General features: G+C 68.7%; 17 protein-coding genes and 1 other RNA gene. 8 read left to right on the forward strand and 10 right to left on the reverse strand.

Features of this window, described 5'->3' with window-relative positions:
* From MKL20_RS10990 to MKL20_RS11005, 4 genes are all read right to left on the reverse strand, one after another.
* Positions 1-618 (reverse strand): 5-formyltetrahydrofolate cyclo-ligase, encoded by a 618-nt coding sequence (locus MKL20_RS10990; RefSeq protein WP_244036694.1) that lies wholly within the window; start codon positions 616-618, stop codon positions 1-3.
* Positions 608-764: non-coding RNA, 6S RNA (ssrS, locus tag MKL20_RS10995), on the reverse strand. The genes MKL20_RS10990 and ssrS overlap by 11 nt, the downstream gene beginning before the upstream one ends.
* Before the next feature lie 99 nt (positions 765-863).
* Entirely contained in the window at positions 864-1,112 is a 249-nt protein-coding gene (locus MKL20_RS11000; protein WP_244036695.1) for a hypothetical protein, read from the reverse strand.
* 227 nt (positions 1,113-1,339) lie between these two features.
* Complete coding sequence (locus MKL20_RS11005; protein WP_244036696.1) at positions 1,340-2,851, reverse strand: formyl transferase; 1,512 nt, start codon at positions 2,849-2,851, stop codon at positions 1,340-1,342.
* Between the two features lie 256 nt (positions 2,852-3,107).
* On the opposite strand from MKL20_RS11005, the gene MKL20_RS11010 reads away from it, so the two are divergent.
* Positions 3,108-5,213 carry a GumC family protein gene (locus MKL20_RS11010; RefSeq protein WP_244036697.1) on the forward strand — a complete coding sequence of 702 codons (2,106 nt, stop codon included), beginning with the start codon at positions 3,108-3,110 and terminating at the stop codon, positions 5,211-5,213.
* Positions 5,210-6,505 carry a VpsF family polysaccharide biosynthesis protein gene (locus MKL20_RS11015; RefSeq protein WP_244036698.1) on the forward strand — a complete coding sequence of 432 codons (1,296 nt, stop codon included), beginning with the start codon at positions 5,210-5,212 and terminating at the stop codon, positions 6,503-6,505. Before MKL20_RS11010 ends, MKL20_RS11015 begins: the two co-directional genes overlap by 4 nt.
* Positions 6,506-6,720: 215 nt before the next feature.
* Here the strand turns inward: MKL20_RS11015 and MKL20_RS11020 are convergent, their stop codons facing one another.
* Together MKL20_RS11020 and MKL20_RS11025 are read right to left on the reverse strand one after the other, a co-directional pair.
* Entirely contained in the window at positions 6,721-7,971 is a 1,251-nt protein-coding gene (locus MKL20_RS11020; protein WP_244036699.1) for a glycoside hydrolase family 5 protein, read from the reverse strand.
* Positions 7,968-9,149, reverse strand: coding sequence for a DUF1972 domain-containing protein (locus MKL20_RS11025; RefSeq protein ID WP_244036700.1), 1,182 nt, complete (start codon positions 9,147-9,149; stop codon positions 7,968-7,970). The genes MKL20_RS11020 and MKL20_RS11025 overlap by 4 nt, the downstream gene beginning before the upstream one ends.
* A gap of 108 nt (positions 9,150-9,257) precedes the next feature.
* Between MKL20_RS11025 and MKL20_RS11030 the strand changes: the two genes are divergently transcribed.
* The 3 genes from MKL20_RS11030 (at position 9,258) to MKL20_RS11040 (ending at position 12,999) form a co-directional block, all read left to right on the forward strand.
* Entirely contained in the window at positions 9,258-10,613 is a 1,356-nt protein-coding gene (locus MKL20_RS11030) for a glycosyltransferase family 4 protein (protein WP_409568141.1), read from the forward strand.
* Positions 10,614-10,875: 262 nt separating this feature from the next.
* Positions 10,876-11,865: a sterol desaturase family protein gene (locus MKL20_RS11035; protein ID WP_244036701.1), complete on the forward strand. Its 990-nt coding sequence runs from the start codon at positions 10,876-10,878 to the stop codon at positions 11,863-11,865.
* A gap of 3 nt (positions 11,866-11,868) precedes the next feature.
* Complete coding sequence (locus tag MKL20_RS11040; protein WP_244036702.1) at positions 11,869-12,999, forward strand: GNAT family N-acetyltransferase; 1,131 nt, start codon at positions 11,869-11,871, stop codon at positions 12,997-12,999.
* A gap of 357 nt (positions 13,000-13,356) precedes the next feature.
* On the opposite strand, the gene MKL20_RS11045 is transcribed toward MKL20_RS11040, so the two are convergent.
* The 3 genes from MKL20_RS11045 to MKL20_RS11055 all read right to left on the reverse strand — a co-directional run bounded on the left by MKL20_RS11045 (position 13,357) and on the right by MKL20_RS11055 (position 17,541).
* Positions 13,357-14,265, reverse strand: a complete 909-nt coding sequence (locus tag MKL20_RS11045; protein WP_244036703.1) for a hypothetical protein — start codon at positions 14,263-14,265, stop codon at positions 13,357-13,359.
* Positions 14,266-14,809: 544 nt separating this feature from the next.
* On the reverse strand, positions 14,810-16,093 hold the full coding sequence (locus MKL20_RS11050) for a hypothetical protein (RefSeq protein WP_244036704.1): 1,284 nt from the start codon (positions 16,091-16,093) through the stop codon (positions 14,810-14,812).
* Between the two features lie 146 nt (positions 16,094-16,239).
* Complete coding sequence (locus MKL20_RS11055) at positions 16,240-17,541, reverse strand: aminotransferase class V-fold PLP-dependent enzyme (RefSeq protein WP_244036705.1); 1,302 nt, start codon at positions 17,539-17,541, stop codon at positions 16,240-16,242.
* Positions 17,542-17,565: 24 nt separating this feature from the next.
* On the opposite strand from MKL20_RS11055, the gene glp reads away from it, so the two are divergent.
* Both glp and MKL20_RS11065 read left to right on the forward strand, forming a co-directional pair.
* Entirely contained in the window at positions 17,566-18,804 is a 1,239-nt protein-coding gene (gene glp, locus MKL20_RS11060) for a gephyrin-like molybdotransferase Glp (RefSeq protein ID WP_244036706.1), read from the forward strand.
* A 66-nt stretch (positions 18,805-18,870) separates the two neighbouring features.
* Positions 18,871-19,746: a 4-(cytidine 5'-diphospho)-2-C-methyl-D-erythritol kinase gene (locus tag MKL20_RS11065; protein WP_244036707.1), complete on the forward strand. Its 876-nt coding sequence runs from the start codon at positions 18,871-18,873 to the stop codon at positions 19,744-19,746.
* Positions 19,747-19,764: 18 nt separating this feature from the next.
* Here MKL20_RS11065 and MKL20_RS11070 read toward each other — a convergent pair whose 3' ends face one another.
* Positions 19,765-21,579, reverse strand: a complete 1,815-nt coding sequence (locus tag MKL20_RS11070; RefSeq protein WP_244036708.1) for a chloride channel protein — start codon at positions 21,577-21,579, stop codon at positions 19,765-19,767.
* Between the two features lie 154 nt (positions 21,580-21,733).
* Here MKL20_RS11070 and MKL20_RS11075 point away from each other — a divergent pair, with 154 nt between their 5' ends.
* Positions 21,734-22,162 (forward strand): MarR family winged helix-turn-helix transcriptional regulator, encoded by a 429-nt coding sequence (locus MKL20_RS11075; protein WP_243973273.1) that lies wholly within the window; start codon positions 21,734-21,736, stop codon positions 22,160-22,162.
* The last annotated feature ends 33 nt before the right edge of the window (positions 22,163-22,195 follow it).

The following is a 22,195-nucleotide window of genomic DNA, read 5'->3' on the forward strand; positions in this document are numbered from 1 at the left end:
TCAGGATTTCCTGTCGAACCGGGTCACGCCCGATTCGGTGATCACGAACTGGAGCGGCCGGTCATGCGGCTCGGCCGGCACGCGATCAACCCGTTGCACGGAGAATCCGACCCCGACGGTGAGCACGGGCCGGGTGCGGGACAGGCGGCTGATCGCGCCGTCATAGTAGCCGCGGCCGTAGCCGATGCGCTGACCCGAGCCGTCGAAGGCGGCGAGCGGCACGATCAGGGCGTCGGGCTCCACCGGCGGCAGCGACGGATCGGGCTCGCTCAGGCCGAAGCGGCCGGCGACCAGCGCATCCTCGGCCCGCCATTCCCGGAAGACCAGTCCCTCGGGGGTGACATGCGGCAGGGCGATTCTCTGGCCGCGGGCCAACAGGCCCTCGGCGGCGGGACGCGGATCGACCTCGCTGCGGATCGGCCAGTAGGCGCCGACCAGCCGAGCCTCGGCGAGTTCCGGCAGGGCCAGCAGCGCCTCGACGATCCATGCGGAGGCCGCCTGTCGGGCGGGCGGCTCCAGGGCATCGCGGGCGGCGAGTGCGGCGCCGCGCAACTCGGCCTTGAGCGCCGCGTCGGTCTTGGAGGGGCCGGCTTCAGGAGAAGGAGAGTGCGGAGCCACGTGAGCCGTTGGAGGATCGATCCCGGGAAACCTACAGAGTAGGTGGGCGCCGTGTTGGCCAAGTCCAGGGACGAGGCCAGGGACAGCTCCCGAGGGAGTCGATAAGGCCCCGGGGAAAGTGCTCCTGACGAACTCTGCAGCCCCGCCTCCGCAATGTAGCGATCTCGGGGGGCTCCCGCCAGGGCCGGGGGAAGCGAAATATCGATGGGCGATCAACTCGGCAGCGTTCGCTCGGCGAAACGCTCTCAGCGCGACCGGTCGGCCGCTCCGGCGACGACCGCTCGGGTGCCGGCCAGGATCTCGGCTCGCACGGTTTCGGTCGGGGCCGCGTCCCAGAGCCGGATCAACTCGATCAGCCCGGCCTGCGGCATCGCGGCGGGGTCGGCGAAGAACGCGTCGATCGGCACGCCGATGACGGCGGCGATCCGCGAGAGCTTGGCGTTCAGGGCACGCCGCCTATGCGTTTCGGGCCGGATCGTCGCGCTCGCAGTCATGAAACAGCCACTCCGATGCATCGGAAGCCCTCGATATCAGACATCCTCCAACCAAAATACAATCTATGCAATTAATCCATATGAATTAAAGCACGCATAAGTTGCGCTATCCACCATAGGGATGCGGATCGGCCGACCGGATATCGTTTTGGCGGCTGAAATCCCGCGGCGACAAGTCGAGGCGCTAAACTCCTGACCGCTCCGGAAGCGGACACGCGTCGAGGCGGTTAGGTCCGGATCCGGGGCGCCCGGGCCGAGCCGTCTATGCATTCGATGCCGCCGCCCGTGTTCAGGGTATGGAGCCGGCTCCCGGACCAAGCCGGCCCGGGCTCGATACGGCCGATCAAGGTCTGGGCGAAGCCCTCCGGGTCGAGGCGGTCGATCCGGGCCAGACCCAGGGCGCGGCCGTAGCCCTCCGCACAATCTTGGACCGGACGGATCAGGCGGCCGCCGCGCTCGACGATGCGCCCGGCGGGCCGTGCGGTCGCAGGATCGATCAGCACCGGATTGGCCGGATGCGGCGTGTAGGGCCCACGAAAATCCGGGGCCGACCAGAGGCAGAGCGCATCATGGTAGGATCCGGAACCGGCGGGCGCATCAGGGGCGGCGTCGCGCACGGTCGCGAACATCCACCAACGGCCGGCATGCTCCAGCAGCGTCGCGTCGCTGGCGACCACACCGGAGAGCAAAGTCGCCTCCTTTATCCAGCCCCCCGGGTAACGGGTCGCGCGGTAGAGATCGACGGTGCCGGACGCGGAACTCTCCGGCACCATCCAGGCCTCGCCGTCGCGCTCGAACACGAACGGGTAGGAGAGGTGATGGGGCTCCTCCAGCACCGGCACGGGCGTACCCTCGGGGCCGTCCGGGCCGAACCGGACGGCGGAGATGATCGCCTTAGCCGTGGCGTGCGGGAATTCCTCGACGAAGACGTGCGTGCTGCCGGCATAGGCCAGCGGGAACGGGTCGGCGTAGAAGCGGTGGCCGTCATCCGGCAGGGTGGTCCAGCCGGTCTCGGGATGGCGTCCGAGGTCGAACAGGTCCGGTCCTTCGAGGCGGCGCCAGCCGCAGCGCCAGTGCGGGGCGCGATAGCAGAGATGGTACAGGCGGTGGACCACGGCGCCGGCCAGCATCCGCGCGGCCCGGGTGCCGAGCTCGGCACCCGACAGGGTCCGTCCGGAGCCGGAGGGCGGCGCAGGCTCGGCTGCGACGGGCGCCTCGCTCCCTCCCGCCGCCCGGCGCCGCAGGGCTGCCACGACCAGGGTCACCGTCCGCGCCAGCGCGTCGTCGACGCCGGCGAGCAGGATGCCCGGCCGATCGGTGCCGAGCCGGCCCTCGGCCCGGATGGTCCCGGCCTCGATCAGTGTCAGCCGCGGGACCGCCCCGGCGAGCAGGCTCGCCAGCAGGGCGCCGTCGCCGAGCCGGCCGTCATAGGCCAGGTGCCAGAGCGCGGTGGCGGCCGGGAGATCGCCGCACAGGTCGAGCACCAGATCCGGCGCCGCGTCGGGCCTGCGCCAGGGGTTGAGCGCAGTCGGCGGCAGGCGTTCGGAGCCGATTCGTGGCAGGCGGTGGATCAGCGCCTCCAGCCGGAACAGCAATTCGATCTTGTCGGGCCACCCGTCCGGGACCGCGGCGGCATCGACGCTCACGGCCCGGATGCCGGGGGTCTCGGCGATGCGCTGCAGCAGGGCGATCTGCCAACGGCGCGGTTCGGCGCCGTCCAGACGAACTCTCACATGCATGATGAGCGCCCCCGCCCAGCGCGATGTCCCGCCGGATAACGGCCGCAGATCCGATCTAATTCCCAAACGGTAACGGGAACGATAACTCTACAGGCCGTCGCGTTTGGTTGGGGGCGTTTACCAGACGCCGAGTAATCGGCGCGTGAGCCGACGACCCTCGGCAGTCTTGAGGGATTGTCAGCAGTCTGCGCGGCTCTTGCAGTAGGAGATGGAGCCCGCGAGGGATCGACCGAGTTCGAGACGATGGTGACCGATCGTGGCACAGATCGACCGTAACATTGCCGTCGCGACCTGGCTCGCGCCGGTCCATTCGGCACAACCGGAGCGGCCGGGCCCGACCCGGCCCGAGACCACCGCCGAGTTCGGCGACCTGTGGCGCATCCTGTGGCGGCGCAAGCGCACCGTGCTGGGCACCGCCCTGGTTCTTGGCCTGCTGGTCCTGGCCTATGCCCTGATCACCCCGTCCCTCTACACCGCCACCGCGCAGATCCTGATCGACCCGCGCGACCGGCAGGTGGTGCTGAACGACGTCAATCCCGGCGCCCTCTCGCCGGATGGCGGCATCGCCCAGGTCGAAAGCCAGGTGAAGGTGATCGAATCGGACGCGGTCCTCGGCCGGGCCGTGACGCAGGCGCATCTGGAGACCGAGCCGGGATTCGGTGTCGCCCAGGAGGGGTTGATGTCCCGCACCGTCGCGTCGCTGCGGGAGATGGTGCTCGGCCCCAAGCCCGAGCGACCGGTGGATTCGCGCGGCCGGGCCCTCGATCAGCTGCGGCGCAAGCTCGCGGTCAAGCGCGCCGACAAGGTGTTCGTGATCGACGTGGTCGTCACCACGGTGGATCCGGACCTGTCCGCCCGAATCGTCAACGCCATCGCCAACGCGTACCTCGCCGACCAGACCGAGGCGCGCTCCGACGCCGCCAAGCGCGCCTCGGGCGACCTGCGCGGGCGCCTCGACGAACTGCGCAACGCGGTGAACGCCGCCGACAAGAAGCTCGAGGATTACAAGGCCCGCAACGGCCTGATTGCGTCGAGCGGCCGGCTCGTGAACGAGCAGCAGCTCACGGATTCGAACGCCCGGCTGGTGGCCGCCCGGGGCCGGACCGCCGAAGCGAAGGCGCGCCTTCAGGGCATCAAGGATGCGCGCGGCCAGGCGATCGGCTCCGGGGCGATGCCGGAGGCGGTCCAATCCTCGGCGGTCGACCGGCTGCGCGGCCAGTACGCCGAGCTCACCGCCAAGGAGGCGGATCTGCGCACCAATCTGGGCGAGCGCCATCCCTACATCGCCGCGGTGCGCACGCAGATGCAGGATGTCCGCAGGCTGATCGACGCCGAATTGAACCGCATCGCCGGGGCGGCCGAGACCGAGTACCAGCGCGCCCTCGCCAACGAGAAGTCGATCGCCGCCGATCTGGAGAAGCTGCAGCGGCAATCGGCGGTGACCGCGCAATCCTCGGTGCAGCTGCGCGAACTGGAGCGAGAGGTCGAGGCGGCGCGCACGGTCTACAACACGTTCCTGGTCCGCACCCGCGAGATCAAGGAGCAGTCGGCCATCGACAGCTCGAACGCCCGGATCATCACCTCGGCCCGGCCGCCGCAGGATGCGAGCTGGCCGCCGCGGCTGATCCTGGTCGCCGCCGCCCTGGCGGGCGGCCTCGGCCTCGGCGCCGGCCTCGCGCTGACCCGGGAATACCTGGAGCCGACGGTGCTGTCGCCGCGCCAGCTGGAGCGGCTGTCGAACGCCCCCGTGGTCGCGGTAATCCCGGGGCTGCAGCCGGGCGGGGCCAGCACCGCGGCCGCGCATTTCACCCTGGACCATCTCGCCAGCGACGCGGGAACGCGCAGCCGGTCGCTGGTGCTGCTGGTCACCTCCGGCGAGGCCGAGGCGTCCGAGCGCCGGTCGGTGATCGCGCTGCTCGCCTCGGTGGCGGTGGCCCGCGGCGACCGGGTGCTGCTGATCGATGCGGACCTGCGCGCCGACGGCGCCGGCACGGCCGGCCTCCTCGACGTCCTGCGCGGCGAGCAGAGCCTCAACGCGGTGACGCAGGTCGATCCGAAGACGGGTGCCCGGAGGATCGGGCTCGGCGATACCCAGAAGCCGATGCGTGACGCGCTCGTGCCGGCCCATATCGAGCGCTTTCTCGCGGGCGTGAAAGGCCGGTTCGAGCTGGTCATCGTCGATGGCGGCGTGCTCTCCGAGAACCTGCGGCTCGGCCCGATCGCCGCGGCGGCCGACCGGCTGCTGCTGGTCGTCTGCAACGGCGCCACCCGCCAGCGCGACCTGATCGACCTCGTCGACACCTCCGAGGCCCTTGGCCGACCGGTCTCGGGCTCCCTGCTGCTCGACCGGCGCAGCGCGTGAGCACGGCGCGGCCCGCGGGTTTCGCGCATCGGCAGGCGGCGCGGACGCGGCCCGGCGCCGGCCTGGCCCGGGTGGAGTCGCTGGCCTTCGTGCTGCTGACCCTGGTGCTGGTCGGCGTGTCGGGTGGCCTGCTCTGGGCGCTCGGCCTCAACTACGACGGGATCAGCGGCTCGGCGCCCTCAAAGATCCATCCGGCGACCTACATGGCGGTCGCGCTCGTCGGCTGGACGATGCTGCGGGCCGGCAATCCGGTGATCCCGGTGGCCCAGGCGCTCAACCGCCGGCCGGCCTGCGTGCTGCTCGCCACCTGCGGCGTGCTGCTCCTCGTGCTGATCGCGGCCCGCGGCGGCACGGGACTGGCCGGCTCGATCGACACCTTCGTGCTGGCCGGGCTGATCCCGATCCTGCTGATGGATCGTGACGCCGCGACCCTGCGGCGGGTTGAGACCGTGTTCCACCTGATGATGCTCGCCAACGCGCTGCTCGGCCTGTTCGAGTTCGCCAGCGGCCAGCGCTTCTTCCCGTTCCGGTTCGACGGCATGGCGTTCGAGACCGATACGCGCTCGGCCGCACTCCAGGGCCACCCACTGGTCAACGCGACGCTCACCGCCTGCTACATCCTGGCGCTGGCGAATGGCGGTGGCCGGCTGAGTCCGGCGCTCCGGGCCGGAATGATCGCCGTGCAGCTCGTAGCGCTCGTCACGTTCGGCGGCCGGTCGGCCACGGTGACCACCCTGGCGCTCGGCGGAATGGTCGGGCTGGTCGCCCTCAACCGGACCCTGCGGAGCAACCGGATCCCCCTGATCGGCGCGGCCTGCGCCTGCTTCGTCCTGACGGCGCTGCCGGTGATGGTCGCAATCCTGGCGGCCGTGGGGTTCTTCGATACCCTGCTCAGCCGGTTCGTCTCCGATGGCGGCAGCGCCCAGGCCCGGGTCGACATGCTGGCGATCTTCGACGCCATCCCGTTCCGGCAATTGCTGCTCGCCCCGGACCTCCTGCAGGTGAGCACCCTGCGGCGGATCTACGGCCTGGAATGGGGCATCGAGAACTCGATCGTCTCCGACGTGCTCTACCACGGCATCCTGGTGACGACGCTGCTGGTCGTGGCGGTGGGGCTCTATCTCGGCGAGATCGCCCGCCATTGCCGGCGCGGCGTCTGGCTGCCGATCCTGACCTTCGTGATCCTGGTCAACACCTTCGAGGGTTTGGCGGGGAAGACCACGATGCTCGCGAAGTTCGCGATGATGCTGATCGTGTTGTTTCCGCCGGGTGCTCCGCGGGAGCGAGGCTGACACTTCGGTCGGCCCTACCCCCGGCTCCTCCCACCCACCCCCTCATCCTGAGGTGACGGAGCGAAGCGCAGGCCTCGAAGGAGCATTCCAGCCAGCCGCGCGATCCATGGAGGTCTCCTTCGAGGCTCGCTGCGCTCGCGCCTCAGGATGAGGGGGTGGGTGGGAAAAGTCCCCCCGCGCCGAACCGGCTTGCCTAATCGGCCGCCACGATCAGCCTACCTCCGCCCTCCAAGTCCGAGCGCAGCCACCAGCGCCGGATCGATGGCATGGGCGTCGTCCATCAGCCCCAGCCCGTCGAACAGGTTCCAGAATGACCAGGCGAAGCCCGCCTGTTCCGCCGCGCGCCGCACGTCGCCGAGATAGGCCGCGCGGTCCGCGGCCCGCGAGGCCGTGTAGCGAGAATCGGTTCGAAGCGCCCCGAACTCCCCCATCAGCACGTGCTGGGCCGGGATCCCGTAGAGGTCAGCCCAGGTCGAGACCGGGGCTAGCGCCGTCGCCAGGTAGGCCGGACCCGGCTCGGCCTCGCCATATTCGCGCAGCTTGGCCTCGATCACGGCGAGGTCGCGGGCTTTCTCGGCCTGCGGGACCGCACGGTCGGCCGCCATGCGCGCGCGGATCGCCGCGAGGGTCTCCGGCAGGCGCGCCGGATTACCCGGCCAGGGCACGGCATTCAGCCAGCGGTAGAACGGCTCCTCGGTGAGCCAGGTCGCCCCCTGATGCGAGAACAGGTAGGGCTCATAGAAGTGGAAGGTGTAGAGCAACGGCGCGAACCGGGCGAAGGATGCCGGGTCGAGGGCCGTCAGACCCGAGACGAGGCTGCCGCAGGCGCCGGTCGCCACGAGAGTCAGGTCCGGCGCGGCGTCCCGAGCGGCGGTTAGGAGCCCGGTCTGGACACGGTTCCAGGCGCCGGCCCCGCAGGCCTGCGGCGGCTCGTTGACCGGCTCCAGACCCACCCGGCCGGTGCCCTTCCGGGCGCAGAGCCGGGCCAGCTCGGCGATCAGCTCGCGATAGGCTGGGTAGAGCGGCGCCCGATCTGAGCCGTAGAAGGCATCCGGCGTGTAGTGGTGCGTGGCGGCATTCGCCTGGACGTTGACGAGGACGCGCATCCCGGTCGCCAGCACGTCGTCGATCGCGCTCGACAGGGTGCCGAGGAGCTCGGCGCGGCGGGCGCCTGTGAAGGCCACGAACGGTCCGGGATCCAGCGGAAGCCGCGCGAAGTCGAAACCCAGGCCGGCGAGGCGGCGCAGGTCGTCCCGGGTCGGCACGGGGCGGTCGGCCTGGAACGGCGGCCAGGCGTAGTCGATGCGCGGCGCCGGGAACTCGGTGGTGAGCGAGAACCACGGCCACAGGGCGATGCCCCGACGCAGCGGAAGCGGCTCGGGGCCGGAGGCGGCCGGCAACGCGCCGGCCCCCGCGACCGCGAGGCCGCCGGCCAGCACCTGCCGACGGCTGGCGCTGGCCCTCACCCGTCGATCTCGGCCGCCGCCTGGACCGGACTCGCCTCCGCGCTCGGTCGCGCCCGCGAAAGCCGCGGGTAGCCGCCGACCCGGCGCAGCTCGTCTTCGTAGGCGGCCAGAATATCGTCCCAACGGAAACGCTCGGCCTGCCTGCGCGCCGCTTTACCAGCGGCAACCACCGCGTCGTCATCGGCGAGGACCCGCTCGATCGCGGCGGCGCAGCTGTCGCCATCGGTGAAGTAGAACTGACCGTCGCCGGCTGTGCCGCGGTTGAACGGGTTGTCGTGGGCGATCACGGCGTTGCCGGCCCAGAGCGCCTCCACCAGCGACGGGTTGGTGCCGCCGACCGTGTGGCCGTGGAGATAGGCGCGCGCGTGGACGCGCAGGCTCTGGACCATCTCGGGATCGTAGATCGCCCCCGGCATCAGCACCTCCAGCCCGGCCGCGTCCTCGACCGCGCGGTGATAGGCGTTGCCGACCTTCAACGTTCCGAGCACCACGAGCCGCATGCCCCGCGGCTTGCGTGAGAACGTTTCGACGAGGGTCAGAATGTTGTTGTCGGGCTCGATGCGGGCGATCGAGACCAGGTAACGGCCCGGCTCGAGCCCGAGGGTCGGCGGCCCCAGATCCGCCGGCGGCGGATCGCCCCCGTAGGGAATCGTCGCGATGGCGCTGCGCGGGCGGCGGCGGGCGAGGTGGTCGGCGATGGCCGGGTGGTCGGCGACGAGCCGCTGCGACGACCACGCCGCGATCCACTCGCTCAGGTAGAAGAACGCCCGCACCGGCAGCGGCCATTTCGGCCGGCGCCACTCGATCCCGTCCATGTTGGTCAGGATCTTGGCGCCGCGCGCCCGCAGGTAGGGCAGGAACGCCGCGCCGTTATAGCCGAGCACCAGGCAGACGCCGCCCCGCGCCGCCGCGTCGTGCGCGCAGATCGCATCGAAGGCCAAGGTCGCGGCCGGCCCGCGGAGCGCCACCTCCACGGTGATCAGGTCGATGCCGTTCCAGGTCCGGGTCGAGACCCGGTTCCGCACCCGCTCGACCTCCGCTTGGCAATACACGCCGACCCGCCAGCCGCGACCAGCGAGATAGAGCGCGAGCCGTTCGGCGAAAGTCTCGAAGCCGCCATGGGCGGCCGGAATCCCGCGCGTCCCAAGAATAAGTAGTGTGGGCGCATCGACGGGCACGGCTCTTCCTTTCTTGTTAGCGGCTCATATTGTACGGAGACAGGAATAACGGTCGCCTAAACAGGCGATACAACTCACAGTTGTTATAGCCTGATAAGTATTCATCTTATGGTAGATAGCTCGATACTCGCGACACCTTCTAGCCCAGTTGGCGCCCGTGGGGCATCGCATCCGTTCGCTTTTGGGCCGGAGACCGCGCAGAACCTGCAGCGTGATGCGTTCACCGCCGAGCCGGGAGCCGCCGGGGCGGGGGGCACGTTCGCCTTTGGGCGTGCGCACGGAAGCGCGCCGGTCAATCGCATCACCTGCGTGCACCAGGGCTTCGAGCTCTACGGGTCGGATCGCTGCTTCATCGAGACGGTGCGCACCATCCGGGCCGCCCATCCGGGCGCGCGGATCGACGTGGTCCTGCCCCAGCGCGGCCCGATCGTCGCCGCGCTCGAGCCCTATGCCAGCGCCATCGTGATCGAGCCACTGTGGATCCTGCGGCGCAAGAATCTCGCCCGCCTCGCCACGCTGGGGATGATGGCGCTGCCCTTCGCGGTGGCCCGGGCGCTCCGGCGCCTCCGCGACAGCGACCTCGTCTACATCAACACCACCGTGGTGGCCGATTATCTGCTGGCCGCACGGCTGCTGCCGGGGCGCAGCATCGTGCACGTGCACGAGATCCCGGAAGGCGCCGTGCTGAAGGTCCTGCGCGGGCTGATCCGCTGGAGCGGCGCCAACGTGGTGTTCAATTCCCGCGCCACCGAGCGCGCCTACGCGTTGCCCGCGGGGGCCACGGCCCGCGTCGTCTATAACGGCATCGCCGGACCGGCCGAGCCGAACGGGCGGGCTTACGACGGAACGCGCCCCCTGCGGGTGCTGATGCTCGGCCGAATCAGCCGGATCAAGGGCCAGGACGTGCTGGTCGAGGCGCTGGCCTCGCTGCCTGAGGCAGTCCGCAGCCGGATCGAACTGAAGATCGTCGGCAGCGCCTTCGAGGACGCCGCCCGCGAGGAGGCGCTCGCCGCGCGGATCGCCGAGACTGGCCTGTCGAAGCAGGTGACGCTCCAACCGTTCGTGGACGATCCCTCCGAACTCTATCGTTGGGCCGACGTGGTGACGATGCCGTCGCAGCGTCCGGAATCGCTGGGCCGGGTGGCGATCGAGGCGATGTCCTACGGCGTGCCGCCGCTGGTCACCGATATCGGCGGCCTCCCGGAGGTCGTGGCCGACGGCAGGACCGGCTGGATCGTGCCCCCCGGCGGACCGGAGCCGATCGCCGCATTGCTCGCCCGCATCGCCACCGATCCGGCCAGTTGGCGCGGCTTCGGCCAGGCGGCCCGGACGCGCTACGAGACCCTGTTCTCGGAAGCCTCCGCCGCCGAAGGGATCGACGCCATGGTCCGGGCGATTCTGCGCGGGCCTCGCAATACTGACGCGGCGGTGACGGCGGAACGGACCGCGCGCCCGACGGCCTGACCGGAGCGCGTCCGGTCTGGGCCTAGCCGCGGCCCAGGGACCGGACTTCGTCCGCCGCCGATCTTCGGTGGACAAACACCGGTGCTGTCAAATTCAGTAAGTACCGGTCGACGATAATGCTCGCCGTACTGGACGCTGGCGGTTCGGCGGGTATCGTCGCGCCGGGTTAGGGCGGGGCGCGCTGCGTGCGTTGGGCGTCTCAGGGTAGTCCGGCGGTCACCGCCGGCGCGCAAGCCGGTCCGGCGGAGGGGAACGCCTCGTCATGGATGTCGTCGGGTTCATCACGCAGATCATCGACCGTGTCTCGGCCGAGAACCTAGTCGCCGCCGGCCTGCTGTTCGCGACCGCGTTCGGTTGCGCCCTGATCGCCTACCTGCGCACCGCCGAGCGCTACGCGTTCGCCGAGTTCTTCGAGTTCGTGCTGCCACACGAGGTGATGACCCACCCCTCCGCCCGGGCCGACCTGCTGTTCTACATCACCCGCAAGGCGATCATGCCGTTCCTGCTGATCCCGGCCGGGGTGACCTTCGTGGTGGCGGTCGGCTACGCGACCAACCGGGTGCTGGGCACGATTCTCGGCATCGACCAGCCGGTCTTCGGTTCGCCCGGGCCGGTGACCGTGGTGCTATTCACCCTCACGATGCTGCTCGCCTACGACCTGTCCTACTACCTCTACCACACGGCCCAGCACCGCTACCCGTTCCTGTGGGAGCTGCATAAGGTCCATCATTCCGCCGAGGTGATGGTCGGCATCACCAAGGACCGGGTCCACCCCCTCGACGAGCTGATGAACCGCGCCTGGGACGGAGTGATCCCCGGGATCTGCTTCGGGATCTGGAGCCTGGTCGCCCTCAACCCGGTCGAGCTGACGGTGTTCGGGATCAACGTCTACATCATGCGCAACATCCTGATGATGGATTTCGTGCGCCACACGCATTTCAAGATCTCGTTCGGCCGGCTCAACGCGGTGATCCTCTGCCCGCACTGGCACCAGCTCCACCACTCGACGGCGCCGCAGCACTACGACAAGAATTTCGGGCTGCTGTTCTCGTTCTGGGACCGCCTGTTCGGGACCCTGCACGTCCCGGATCCGAACGAGGACTTCACCTTCGGCCTCGTCGATCGGGATGTCGCCGATTATCAATCCCTCTCGGGGCTCTACCTTCTGCCCCTGAAGAAGATGGGCCGGCGGATCGCGCGTCAGGTTCGGCGCCTGCGCGGGATCCCCGCCCAGCCTCGCTCAGGCGCCTGACCCATGTCTCCGGAACGCTTCGAGATCGTCCGCACCGCCGAGCGGCTGGAAGCCGTCGGACCGGCCTGGACCGAGTTGTGGGCCCGCAACGGCGCCCTGGTCTTCCAGAGCCATGCCTGGATCTCGGCCTGGTGGGCAAGCGCCCCCGACCGCGAGCGCCGGGCGCTGGCGATCGTGCTGGCTTGGCGCGGCGATACCCTGGTCGGCATCCTGCCGCTGGCCACCGTGCGGCGAAAAGGATTCCGCGTGCTCGAATGGGCCGCCAAGGACTGCTCCGATTTCGGCGACGCCGTGCTGGCGGACCGCACGAATGCCGGGCTCGTCCGGCGGATGTGGCAGCACGCCAGCCGGGCCGGCGGCTTCGACCTCGCCTACCTGAACCGGCTCCTGCCCGACGCCGCCGCGCGGACCTTGCTCGCACCCGCAGCGGGTGGCCTCCGCCTGCGCCTCAACCACCGCGACGAGGCGAACTGGCGGGTGCGCGGCCCCTGGCCGACCGGGCAGGCCTGGTTCGACGCGCAGTCGAAGAAGACCCGCCAGAATTACCGCCGCGGTCAGAAATCCATGGGCGAGCACGGCCCGCTGACCTTCCGGCTGCTGGGCCCCGAGGAGCCGCTCGGGCCGGTTCTGGACAAGCTGACCCAGTTCAAGCGGGCGTGGCTCGCGACCCATAACCTGCCGTCCACCGCCTTCTACGACGAGGGCTCGCAGGCCCTGCCCGCGATGGTCCGGGTGCTGGCCGAGACCGGGCTGCTCCACGCCTTCGTGCTCGAATGCGGCGGAGCGCTCGTCGCCGTCTCGATCAACTTCGTCCAGGCCGGCACGATGATGGCCTTCGTCACCACCTACGATCCGGCCTTCGAGCGCGGCTCGCCCGGGATGGTGCTGATGATGGACTACATCATGTGGTCGATCGACCACGGACTGCACACGGTCGACTTCCTGTGCGGCGACGAGGGCTTCAAGGGCCGCTTCGGGACCGAGAGCCTGACCCTCGCCTCGATGATGGGCGGACGCACCCCGCAGGGCGCGGCGGCGCATCTGGTCGATCGTACCAGGCATGCGCTGCAGCAGCGATTGGGAAGGTCTGTGCCAGACAACGCTTCGGAGACCCAGGCCGCAGGGGCGGCATAACGGCGAAACGAGTGGGCGGCGGGCCTAAAATCAACAGGAAAACGCGTTGAAATTTATCATATTCCGGATGCTTACGTTCAGTAAGCGGCCAGTTTTTTCTTGTCTAAGATAAATTTAATTGCCAGCTCAACTATTTTTGATGTCTCTCGATCGGAAAATCTGTATAATTATCGTTTGATACAATGAAACATATTTCAACGCGATCGCCATCTTTCTGGGTACGATCAAATACCTCACAAGATCCAATTGTTTAAGTCCGTATTCTATGTGCGAATGCTTAAATTGATATCTGCCTTAAGACGCAATTGAGCTGGACAACACTATCTCATTCAGAATCGATTAGAGCCCGCTTCAATACTATGCGGAAATACTCGCGAGGCGATCGGGGGCGTCAGTGTCAATCTGGAGTGTGTACTGTAGCGGGTTATGTTCGGCATTGATCCCATATGAATGCAGTATGTCGCCAACGGCTTTGTCTTCATAGAGTTCGCCTTCCAGACAGCCGGGATACTTTAGATAATGAGAAGTCAGTTTTGACAAAGCTGTCTTCGACAGGAAATACAGCGGCCCATTTGCATAAGGCGCCACGAACGCTTTGCCGTAGATTGAAGATACTGAAGAGTTGCATTTACCGAAATGCCAAGTGCGATCGAAATGAGGATACCCCATTACATTCCCCATATAATCCGCAAACTTGAATGCAGAGCGCACTTCGTCGAGATTCGGAGGAAGATCTTTATTGATCGTCACATCATCATCAATTTTGATGACTCCGCACCGCGCCCCCAAGGCGTCGAATAGAGTGAAAACCTCAAGCATCTTGTAAGGAAGCCCTTCATAATCATCACTTACAGGCAGTTTGAGAATACCATCGTTGAAACTCTCGAATCCGCTATCCAATCCGCCTATAACGATAATAGGTTTGATGTTAAAATAATGCAGCTCTAATTCTCGAGCAACTCTTTTGGCTTTGTCGAGATATTTTTTGCAGGAAATTATCAGTGGCAGAGGCAGTTCTTTCTGGTTGCAGATCGATACGCGGTCTGCAACCTCCGGCATTTCTGCGCCTACATACTGGCGCACCGTATTCTTATAATTACCAATTAAATGGGCAACATTTTGCATGTATGGGCTCGACTTGATCGTAATTCTTATGAGAATTTTCATCATTTGTGAGGAATTGCCAGCCGCACTCTGCTGCCGAATCAACTCCGCACAATGGGCCCGGATTTCGTGAGCAGCCGGCCGTCGGCCAAGACGCTTCATGAAACTTGTAATTAGGTCTCGCTCGATCCTATTGCTATAAAGCATGCCCACAAGTTCTCCGCATCAATTGGTAAGTTAGGCCCCATCAAGGGGCTCTGCCTTTAAATACGTATCCGGCCCAATCAAGAGAACACGTCTCATTGCAGCGCCACAGAGGCAACATACATAATCGTTGAACACGATCAAGAAGCACGGAATATTATCCCGTCGTAACATGGGCAAATTAATATACCGATGGACGAGTCCATAAAGACTCGTTCGCCTGTCGGCATTTATCTCAATCAAGTATATTGGCCGTTTGTAATCTCGGATATTCGCAATTAACTCTGTCGCGCGAGGTAGCGAAAAATTTATTCTTATAAATTTTTTGATCTGTGTATTGATGCTCAAACCGAAACGAATATTTAACAGGTGAATATTTCAAATTAATGCTACAAAAAATCTAGAAGTAGCTTCAAATTCCGCAAGAAAATACTTCGCTACAATTGCAGATTGAAAGTAAGTTTGTCTTTCGCACTAAGAAGTAATACCTGAACGAAGTGAATCAGCAAATTCCTACCCCCGCCCGCCCCGCCAAGCGGCGAAACGCCCCCACCGACCACGCGAGCGTCGCGATCTCCGAGGCCAGGAGCCCGAGTAGCGCAGTCGCCGGCGGCAGTGTCAGAAGAAGCGGCACCATGAGGGCGAAGCCGAGCGCGCCGCTCGCAACCGCACCGGCCGTGATCGTCCGGAAGGCCGCGGAGGCTTCGAGATAGGCGCGCGGGATCGCGTAGAGCAGCGACGTCGTCACGACAGCCCAGACGCCGAGCCCGATCCAGCCCATGGCCTCGCCGGCAAAGCGCCCCTTGAACAGCACGTCCTCGATCAGCGGTAGGGTCGCGGCCATCACCAGCCCGTAGACGAGGCACGCGCAGGCGATCAGCAGGACATGGCGCATCACCAGCCGCCGGGCGGCCTGGACCTGCCCAGCGGCCAGCAGGCCGCTGATCTCGGGCAGGACCATGTTCATCAGCGCGCTCGTGGGGATGCGCAGCGGCGCGTACAGCACCAGCGTCGCGGCGATCGGCGCGTAGGCGGCCGGCCCGGCCAGCAGGGCGAACAGGAGCGTCAGGCCCTGGCCCTGCACGGTGAGGCTGGTAACGCCCGCTAGCGACCAGGCCAGGGTCCGCCAGATTGCCCGGTAGCGCGCCCGCGCCCGGGCATGGAGCGAGATCCGCAGGCGCTGGCGCAGAGCCCCGTAGGCCACCGCGATGGCGATGGCATGCGCCAGGGCGATCGCCAGGAACGCCCGGTCGAGCAAAGCCGTGCCCTCACCGTTCAGCCCCCACCAGACGAACAGGCCGCCGCAGATCGCGTAGACAAGGTCGCTCAGGCCCGCGATCCGCGGCCGTCCGCGGGCCAGCAGCACGATCCGCAGGTAGCTGCGAAAGCCGTAGAGGCCCACGAAGGCCCCGGCCGCCAGGGCGCCGAGGCCGATCACCGGCACGAGTGCCACGCCGGTGGCGAGCGTCATCAGCACGGAGACCAGGGCCGCGCCCGAGCCGAACATCACGTCGTAGCCGAGCGCCGCCGGCCGGCCGAGGCTCCGGGCGAGGTGGAGCGTCGCCGGCACCGCCACCAGGGCCCGGATATAGGTGATGCCGACCGCCCCGACCGTGAACACGATCGCGAACAACCCGTAATCGTGCGCCCCGAGTTCGCGCACCAGCAGGATGTTCAGCGCGAAGTGGAACAGGCTCTGGATCAGCTCGCCGGACAGGATGACGGCGAAGCGTCCGGACAGGCCGGCGCGGACCGTCGCGACGAGGCGCAGGCTGCGGGCCGGCATGGGAAAGGTCTCACCGGAACGCGGCATGAATCTCGGCAACATGATGGGGGTGGCCGCGTCCCCGGAACGACGGCCGCGCTTCGAAACGATGATTTAGGGGCGGTGCCCGCCGCGGCATCCGCATTCGCCCGATGGACAGACGGAATCTATCGATCGTGTGCTTCCGTTCGGTGTCCGCCCTCGTCACCGAGAACCCGTCCGAGTGCGGCGAGACAGCGCGCGATGTCGTCCTCGTCGGCCCAGACATGGGGGCTCAGGCGCAGCGCCCCCGACCGCTCGCTCGCGAATACGTTTGCCGCCTGCAAGCGATTTGCCAGGTTTTTAGGCAGTCCCCCGGGCGCACGCGCCCCGACGATGTGGCCGGCTCGTAGATGACGCGGTGCCACGGAAAGGCCCAGCTCCGCGACGCCACCAGCCAGGCGGTCGGTGAGCCCGTGCAGCCGCGCCGCAATGGACGGGACGCCCAGTTCGGCGATCAGCTCCAGGCCGGTCGCGGCCATCGACAGGGACACGGGATCGTTCAGCTCGCCCCGATCGTAGCGACGAGCCCCCGCCGTCGATGGGCGGTTCCCGGTATGCTCCTCGATCGATATTCCATCCTGCCGATGGGGGGCGGCGTACAGGAACGCGACCCCGTAGGGGCCGAGCGCCCATTTGTAGGTCGGGAAGGCGAGGAAATCGGGCCGCCAGCGGGCCACGTCCACCGGCATCGCGCCGACGGCCTGCGTCGCGTCGATCACCAGGGCGGCCCCCGCTTGGTGCACCGCCGGGGCGAGCCGGTCGAGATCGATCAGGCCGCCATCGGTCCAGTGCAGGGGCGTCAGGGTCGCGATGGCGAGGGGCGGCGCGCCCGGCCGCCGGATCGCCTCCAGCAGAGCGGTGGTCCAGTCGCCGTCCGGCGGCCGGGTGACCTCCTCGACGGAGAGATCGTGGGCGGCCGCCAGCCGGTCGAAGGCGTAGCGCAGGGACGGGAACTCGTCCGCCACCCGCAGCAGACGCCCCCCGGGCGCGGGGGCGAGGTTGCGCGCCGCGATCGCCATGGCGTGGCTCACGGAGCCCACGATCGCGACGTCGTCGGCGCCCGCTCCGATCAGCCGGGCCGCGGCTTCGCGGGTCCGCTCAGCGAGGGCCGGTATCGCCGTCCGGGGATAGGTCCAGGGCTGGCTCTTCATCAGGATGCCGGCCTCGCCGGCCTCGCCGGCCGCCCGGACCGCGCGGGGCAGCGGCGACCAGGCCGCGGCATCCAGGTAGCTGACATCCGCCGGAACCTCGAACAGGTGGCGTTGGCAGGGAATCGCTTCGACATCTGGCATGATGAGGGGAGGGTAAAGGATCAACCACGCCGCCGCCACGGTCCGGGCTTGATCGCTCAGCCCCGATGCCGCAAGCCGACAGGCCACAGCCCGCGAGGCACCCGTGCCGACCCGCTCCTTGTCCAAGATCGTCATGTCCAAGACCGCCATCGCGTCCCGATGGGACGTCTGAGCCGCGACTGCTTCGACGTGGCGCCCGCGCCGATGCGGGTCGCCGACGCGGTGGCCCTGCTTCGCGCGCGGCTGCCGGTCCTGTCGGGGATCGAATCGATCGCGATCGATCGGGCCGACGGGCGCGTGCTGGCGGAGGATCTGATCGCCCCGATCGACCTGCCGCCGTTCGATAATTCGGCCGTCGACGGCTACGCGGTCCGGGCTTGCGATCTCGCACCGACGGGCGAGACGCGCCTGCCGCTCGGCGGCCGGGTCCCGGCCGGTCACGCGCCGGCCGATCCCGGGCCGGGCTTCGCGGTGCGGATCTTCACCGGGGCGCCGATGCCGCCGGGCACCGACACGGTGGCGATGCAGGAGGATGTCCGGATCGATGGCGAAGCGGTGATCCTGCCGGCCGGCCTCGTCCCGGGCGCCAACCGCCGCCGGGCCGGCGAGGATGTGGCACGCGGCAACCGCGCGATCCCGGCCGGCACGAGGCTGGGTCCGCGCCATCTCGCGCTCGCCGCCGCGCTCGGCCTGTCCGACCTGCGCCCGCGCGCGCCGCTCAAGGTGGCGCTGTTCTCCACCGGCGACGAGTTGACCTCGCCCGGGCAGCCCCTGCCGCCCGCCGGCATCCACGACGCCAACCGGCCGATGCTCGCTGCCCTTCTGCGGCGCCTCGGGGCCGAACCCGCCGACCTCGGCATCCTGCGGGACGCGCCCGGCCCCCTGCGGCAACGCCTTGAAGCCGCGGCCGCCGGTCACGACCTGATCCTGACCTCCGGGGGGGTCTCGGTGGGCGAGGAGGATCACGTCCGCGCCGCCGTCGAGGCGTCGGGTGCGCTGACCTTCTGGCGGCTGGCCATCAAGCCCGGTCGGCCGGTGGCCTTGGGCACCGTGGCGGGCACGCCGTTCGCGGGCCTGCCCGGCAATCCGGCCGCCGCCTACGTGACTGCCCTGGCCGTCCTCCGTCCGCTGGTGCTGCACCTGTCGGGGGCGCGCGACGCGGCGCCGACGCTCACGGTGCGCAGCGGCTTCGCTCAGGAGAAACGCGCAGGCCGGCGCGAGTACCTGCGCGTCCGTCTCCGAGCCGGCACCGACGGCACGCCGGAAGCGGTGCCTGTGCCGGGAGGTGCCCTGTCCGGCCTGTCGGCCAGCGACGGGCTGGTGGAACTGGCCGAGGATCTGACCGCGATCCGGGTCGGCGATGATCTGCCCTACCGGTCGCATGGGGATCTGGGGTGAACTGTTGTTCTCGCCCGTGACTCTGTAGAGCGTCAGGCCCGATCACGCCGCCTTGTCCGAGATCCCGTGCCCCTGCTCGCCGACCGCGCCCCCGCCAAAGTCAACCTGACGCTCCATGTCCTCGGCCGGCGCGCCGGAGACGGCTATCATGAGCTGGAGAGCCTGGTCGCCTTTGCGGGCACCGCGGACCGGCTGACCCTCGATCCCGACGCACCGCTCGGCCTCACCGTCAGTGGCCCGACCGCCGGTCCGGCCGGCCCGACGGACGACAACCTCGTCTTGCGCGCCGCCCGCGGGCTCGCGGCGAAGGTGCCGTCGCTGCGGATGGGGGCCTTCCATCTGGTCAAACGCCTGCCGGTCGCGGCCGGGATCGGCGGGGGCTCGTCCGATGCCGCCGCCGGCCTGCGGCTGCTCGCGTGCCTCAACGGCCTGCCGCTCAACCACCCGGCCGTGATCGCAGCCGCGCGCGAGACCGGGGCCGACGTGCCGGTCTGCCTCGATCCGCGGGCCCGGATGATGCGTGGCGCCGGGGAAGAGATCGGCCCGGGGCTCGGCCTCGCGCCGCTGCCGGCGGTTCTGATCAACCCCGGCGTGCCGGTGCCGACCGCCCCGGTGTTCAAGGCTCTGGGCCTGACGGTCAGGCAGCGGCTCGACGGCGCGGCCCATCCCACCATCGCCGGGGGGCTCAGCGCGGACGCCCTCGTGGCGGCGCTCGCCCCGGCCCGGAACGACCTGGAGGCGCCGGCCCTCACGGTCGCGCCGGTGATCGGCGAGACCCTGTCGGCCCTGCGGGACCAGGTCGGCTGCCGGCTGGCGCGGATGTCGGGCTCGGGGGCGACGGTGTTCGCGCTGTTCACCGATCGGCGCGCGGCGGTGCGCGCCGCCGCAGCCCTGCGGGCCGCCCATCCGGGCTGGTGGGTGGCGCCGACCTTCCTGCGCTGACCGGAGGGCCGGCTCCCGTCATCCCCCGATCGAACCCGCCCGCGCCCGGCCCCGGCGGAAATACGCCCGACGCTCGGCCTCGGCGCGGACCGTCGTGGCGCGCACCTGCAGCAGATCCTTGCGGGTAATGAGCCCGACCAGCGCGCCGCTCTCCGGATCAGTGACCGGCAGACGCCCCTGTCCGGCCGAGAGCATCACGTCGAGGGCGTGCGAGACCACGTCGCCTGGGTGAACCACGGCCAGGCCGGCATCCGAGACGCGCTTGGCCAGCGTGCCGTCGGCCCTGTCATCCTCCCCGATCTCCACCGTCCAGCGGAGCGCGTCGTCGCGCGTGACCAGCCCCACCGGCCGGCGGCCACCGTCGAGCACTGGATAGGCGTGGTGGTCGCCCGAGATGATCGCGGCGAGGGCTTCGGCGAGCGGCAGGTCTCCGCTGAGGGTCGCGACATCGCGGGTCATCACCGCCTCGACCCGGGCGAGATCATACGGATCGATGCCGTATTCCCGGGTCACGTGCTGGCCGCGCCGGGCGATTTTTTCTGTCAGGATCGAGCGCTTGAGCAGCAGCACGGTCACCGCATAGGCCGCCATGGTGGCGGCGAGCAGCGGCGCCAGGGCGGCGACGTCGCCGGTCACCTCGACGGCGAACACCACCCCGGTGAGCGGCGCCGGCAGGGCCCCGCCGAGCATCGCCGCCATACCGAGCAGCGCCCAGAAGCCGTGCGCACCCGGTAAAGCGAGGCCGATCAGCCAACCGATCGCGCCACCGAGGATCAGCAGAGGCGCCAGCACGCCCCCGGAGGTGCCCGAGGACAGGGCCGCGAGCCAGATCACCGCCTTGACCACGAGGATCGTCAGCACGGCACCGGCCAGGAGATGTCCGGAGAGCAGGTCGCGGATCACGTCGTAGCCGACGCCGAGCGCCCGGGGCTCCACGAGGCCACCGAGGCCGACCACGAGGGCGCCTAGCGCCGGCCACCACATCCAATGGATCGGCAGCCGGCCGAACCCATCTTCCAGCGCGTAAAGCGCCCGGGTGAACACGCCTGAGATCAGCCCGCAGGCCACGCCGAGCAGGGCGCAAGCAGGCAGACCCCACCAGGGCAAAGCCGGGTTGTCGGTGAAGGGAAAGAGCGGCCCGGCCTCGAACAGGGCCGGGCGCCAGCACGCCGCCGTCACCGCCCCGACCGCCACCGGCACGAGGCTGCGCGGCCGCCACTCGAACAGCAGCACCTCGACGGCGAGCAGCACGGCCGCCACCGGCGTCCCGAAGATCGCCGTCATGCCGGCGGCGGCGCCCGCCACCAGCAGCGTCTTCCGCTCGGCCGCACTCAGATGGAAGAACTGCGCGAACAGCGAACCCACCGCACCGCCCGTGACGATGATCGGCCCTTCGGCCCCGAACGGGCCGCCGGTGCCGATCGCCACCGCCGAGGAGACCGGCTTGAGCACGGCCACCTTGGGCGACATCCGGCTGCCGCTGATCAGGATCGCCTCCATGGCCTCGGGAATGCCGTGGCCCCGGATCTTTTCCGATCCGTAGCGGGCCATGGCCCCGACGATCAGCGCGCCGATCACCGGGATCGCGACCATCCGCGGCCCCGGCGCGGCGCCGGCCAGGGAGGTCAGCGCAGTGTCGAAGTGGCCGTACCAGACGGCGTTGGTGACGAGGCCGATCAGCGCCAGCAGGATCCAGGCGGTGCCCGACGCGGCCGTACCGGTGATCACCGCGAGCCCAGCCAGCATCAGCACCCGCCGGTCCGCGCTGAAATCGCCGAGCGCCCGCCGCAACGGCGTCTCGCCGCCACGCTCGATGTTTGATCCGCCGTCCATAAAGTCCGCCCTCCGCCCAAGGCCATTTATATCGTAATACGATATATTCAACGACGAAACGACCGGAGCGCCCGGTGCGGCGGCGTCGGCACGGCCCTATGGATCACCGTGCGAGGCGGTCACGAAGCCCGGGATCAGGACCAGGGAGGCCAGCATGGGTGCCGACGAGCCTGAGGCCGAACCACTCTCACCGGAGCAATACGCGGCGCTGGCGGAGTTCCGTTATCGGCTGCGGCGCTTCCTGGCCTTCAGCGAGGCCGCCGCGGCCCGGGCGGGCATCCCGCCGCAGCAGCATCAAGCGCTCCTGGCCCTCGCCGGCCATGCGGGTCGCGCTCCGCCGACAGTGGGCTTGCTGGCCGAACAGCTCCTGATCGCGCCGCACAGCGCGGCCGAGCTGGTCGCCCGGATGGTCGAGGCCGGCCTGCTGACCAAGGTCCGGTCGACGGAGGATCGCCGCCGAAGCGAACTCGCTCTCACGCCCCGGGCCGAAGCGCTGCTGCGGACCCTGACTTCGGCGCACCTGGAAGAATTGCGCGGCCTCGCGCCAGCCTTGGCGGGCGCGCTCACGCCTGCGGCGTCTTGACGCGGATCGATGTGGCTGATCTGTTTGTTCCGG

Source organism: Methylobacterium sp. E-066 (assembly GCF_022829635.1).
Taxonomy (GTDB): domain Bacteria; phylum Pseudomonadota; class Alphaproteobacteria; order Rhizobiales; family Beijerinckiaceae; genus Methylobacterium.

What these genes read in the sequence shown, in the direction of transcription:
- MKL20_RS11035 (WP_244036701.1), top strand. Translation starts at nt 10,876, where the DNA reads ATGGATGTCGTCGGGTTCATCACGCAGATCATCGACCGTGTCTCGGCC.
- MKL20_RS11005 (WP_244036696.1), bottom strand. Translation starts at nt 2,851, where the DNA reads ATGCATGTGAGAGTTCGTCTGGACGGCGCCGAACCGCGCCGTTGGCAG.
- MKL20_RS11045 (WP_244036703.1), bottom strand. Translation starts at nt 14,265, where the DNA reads ATGAAGCGTCTTGGCCGACGGCCGGCTGCTCACGAAATCCGGGCCCAT.
- MKL20_RS11075 (WP_243973273.1), top strand. Translation starts at nt 21,734, where the DNA reads ATGGGTGCCGACGAGCCTGAGGCCGAACCACTCTCACCGGAGCAATAC.
- MKL20_RS11000 (WP_244036695.1), bottom strand. Translation starts at nt 1,112, where the DNA reads ATGACTGCGAGCGCGACGATCCGGCCCGAAACGCATAGGCGGCGTGCC.
- MKL20_RS11030 (WP_409568141.1), top strand. Translation starts at nt 9,258, where the DNA reads ATGGTAGATAGCTCGATACTCGCGACACCTTCTAGCCCAGTTGGCGCC.
- glp (WP_244036706.1), top strand. Translation starts at nt 17,566, where the DNA reads ATGGGACGTCTGAGCCGCGACTGCTTCGACGTGGCGCCCGCGCCGATG.
- MKL20_RS11040 (WP_244036702.1), top strand. Translation starts at nt 11,869, where the DNA reads ATGTCTCCGGAACGCTTCGAGATCGTCCGCACCGCCGAGCGGCTGGAA.
- MKL20_RS11070 (WP_244036708.1), bottom strand. Translation starts at nt 21,579, where the DNA reads ATGGACGGCGGATCAAACATCGAGCGTGGCGGCGAGACGCCGTTGCGG.
- MKL20_RS11050 (WP_244036704.1), bottom strand. Translation starts at nt 16,093, where the DNA reads ATGCCGGCCCGCAGCCTGCGCCTCGTCGCGACGGTCCGCGCCGGCCTG.
- MKL20_RS11055 (WP_244036705.1), bottom strand. Translation starts at nt 17,541, where the DNA reads ATGACGATCTTGGACAAGGAGCGGGTCGGCACGGGTGCCTCGCGGGCT.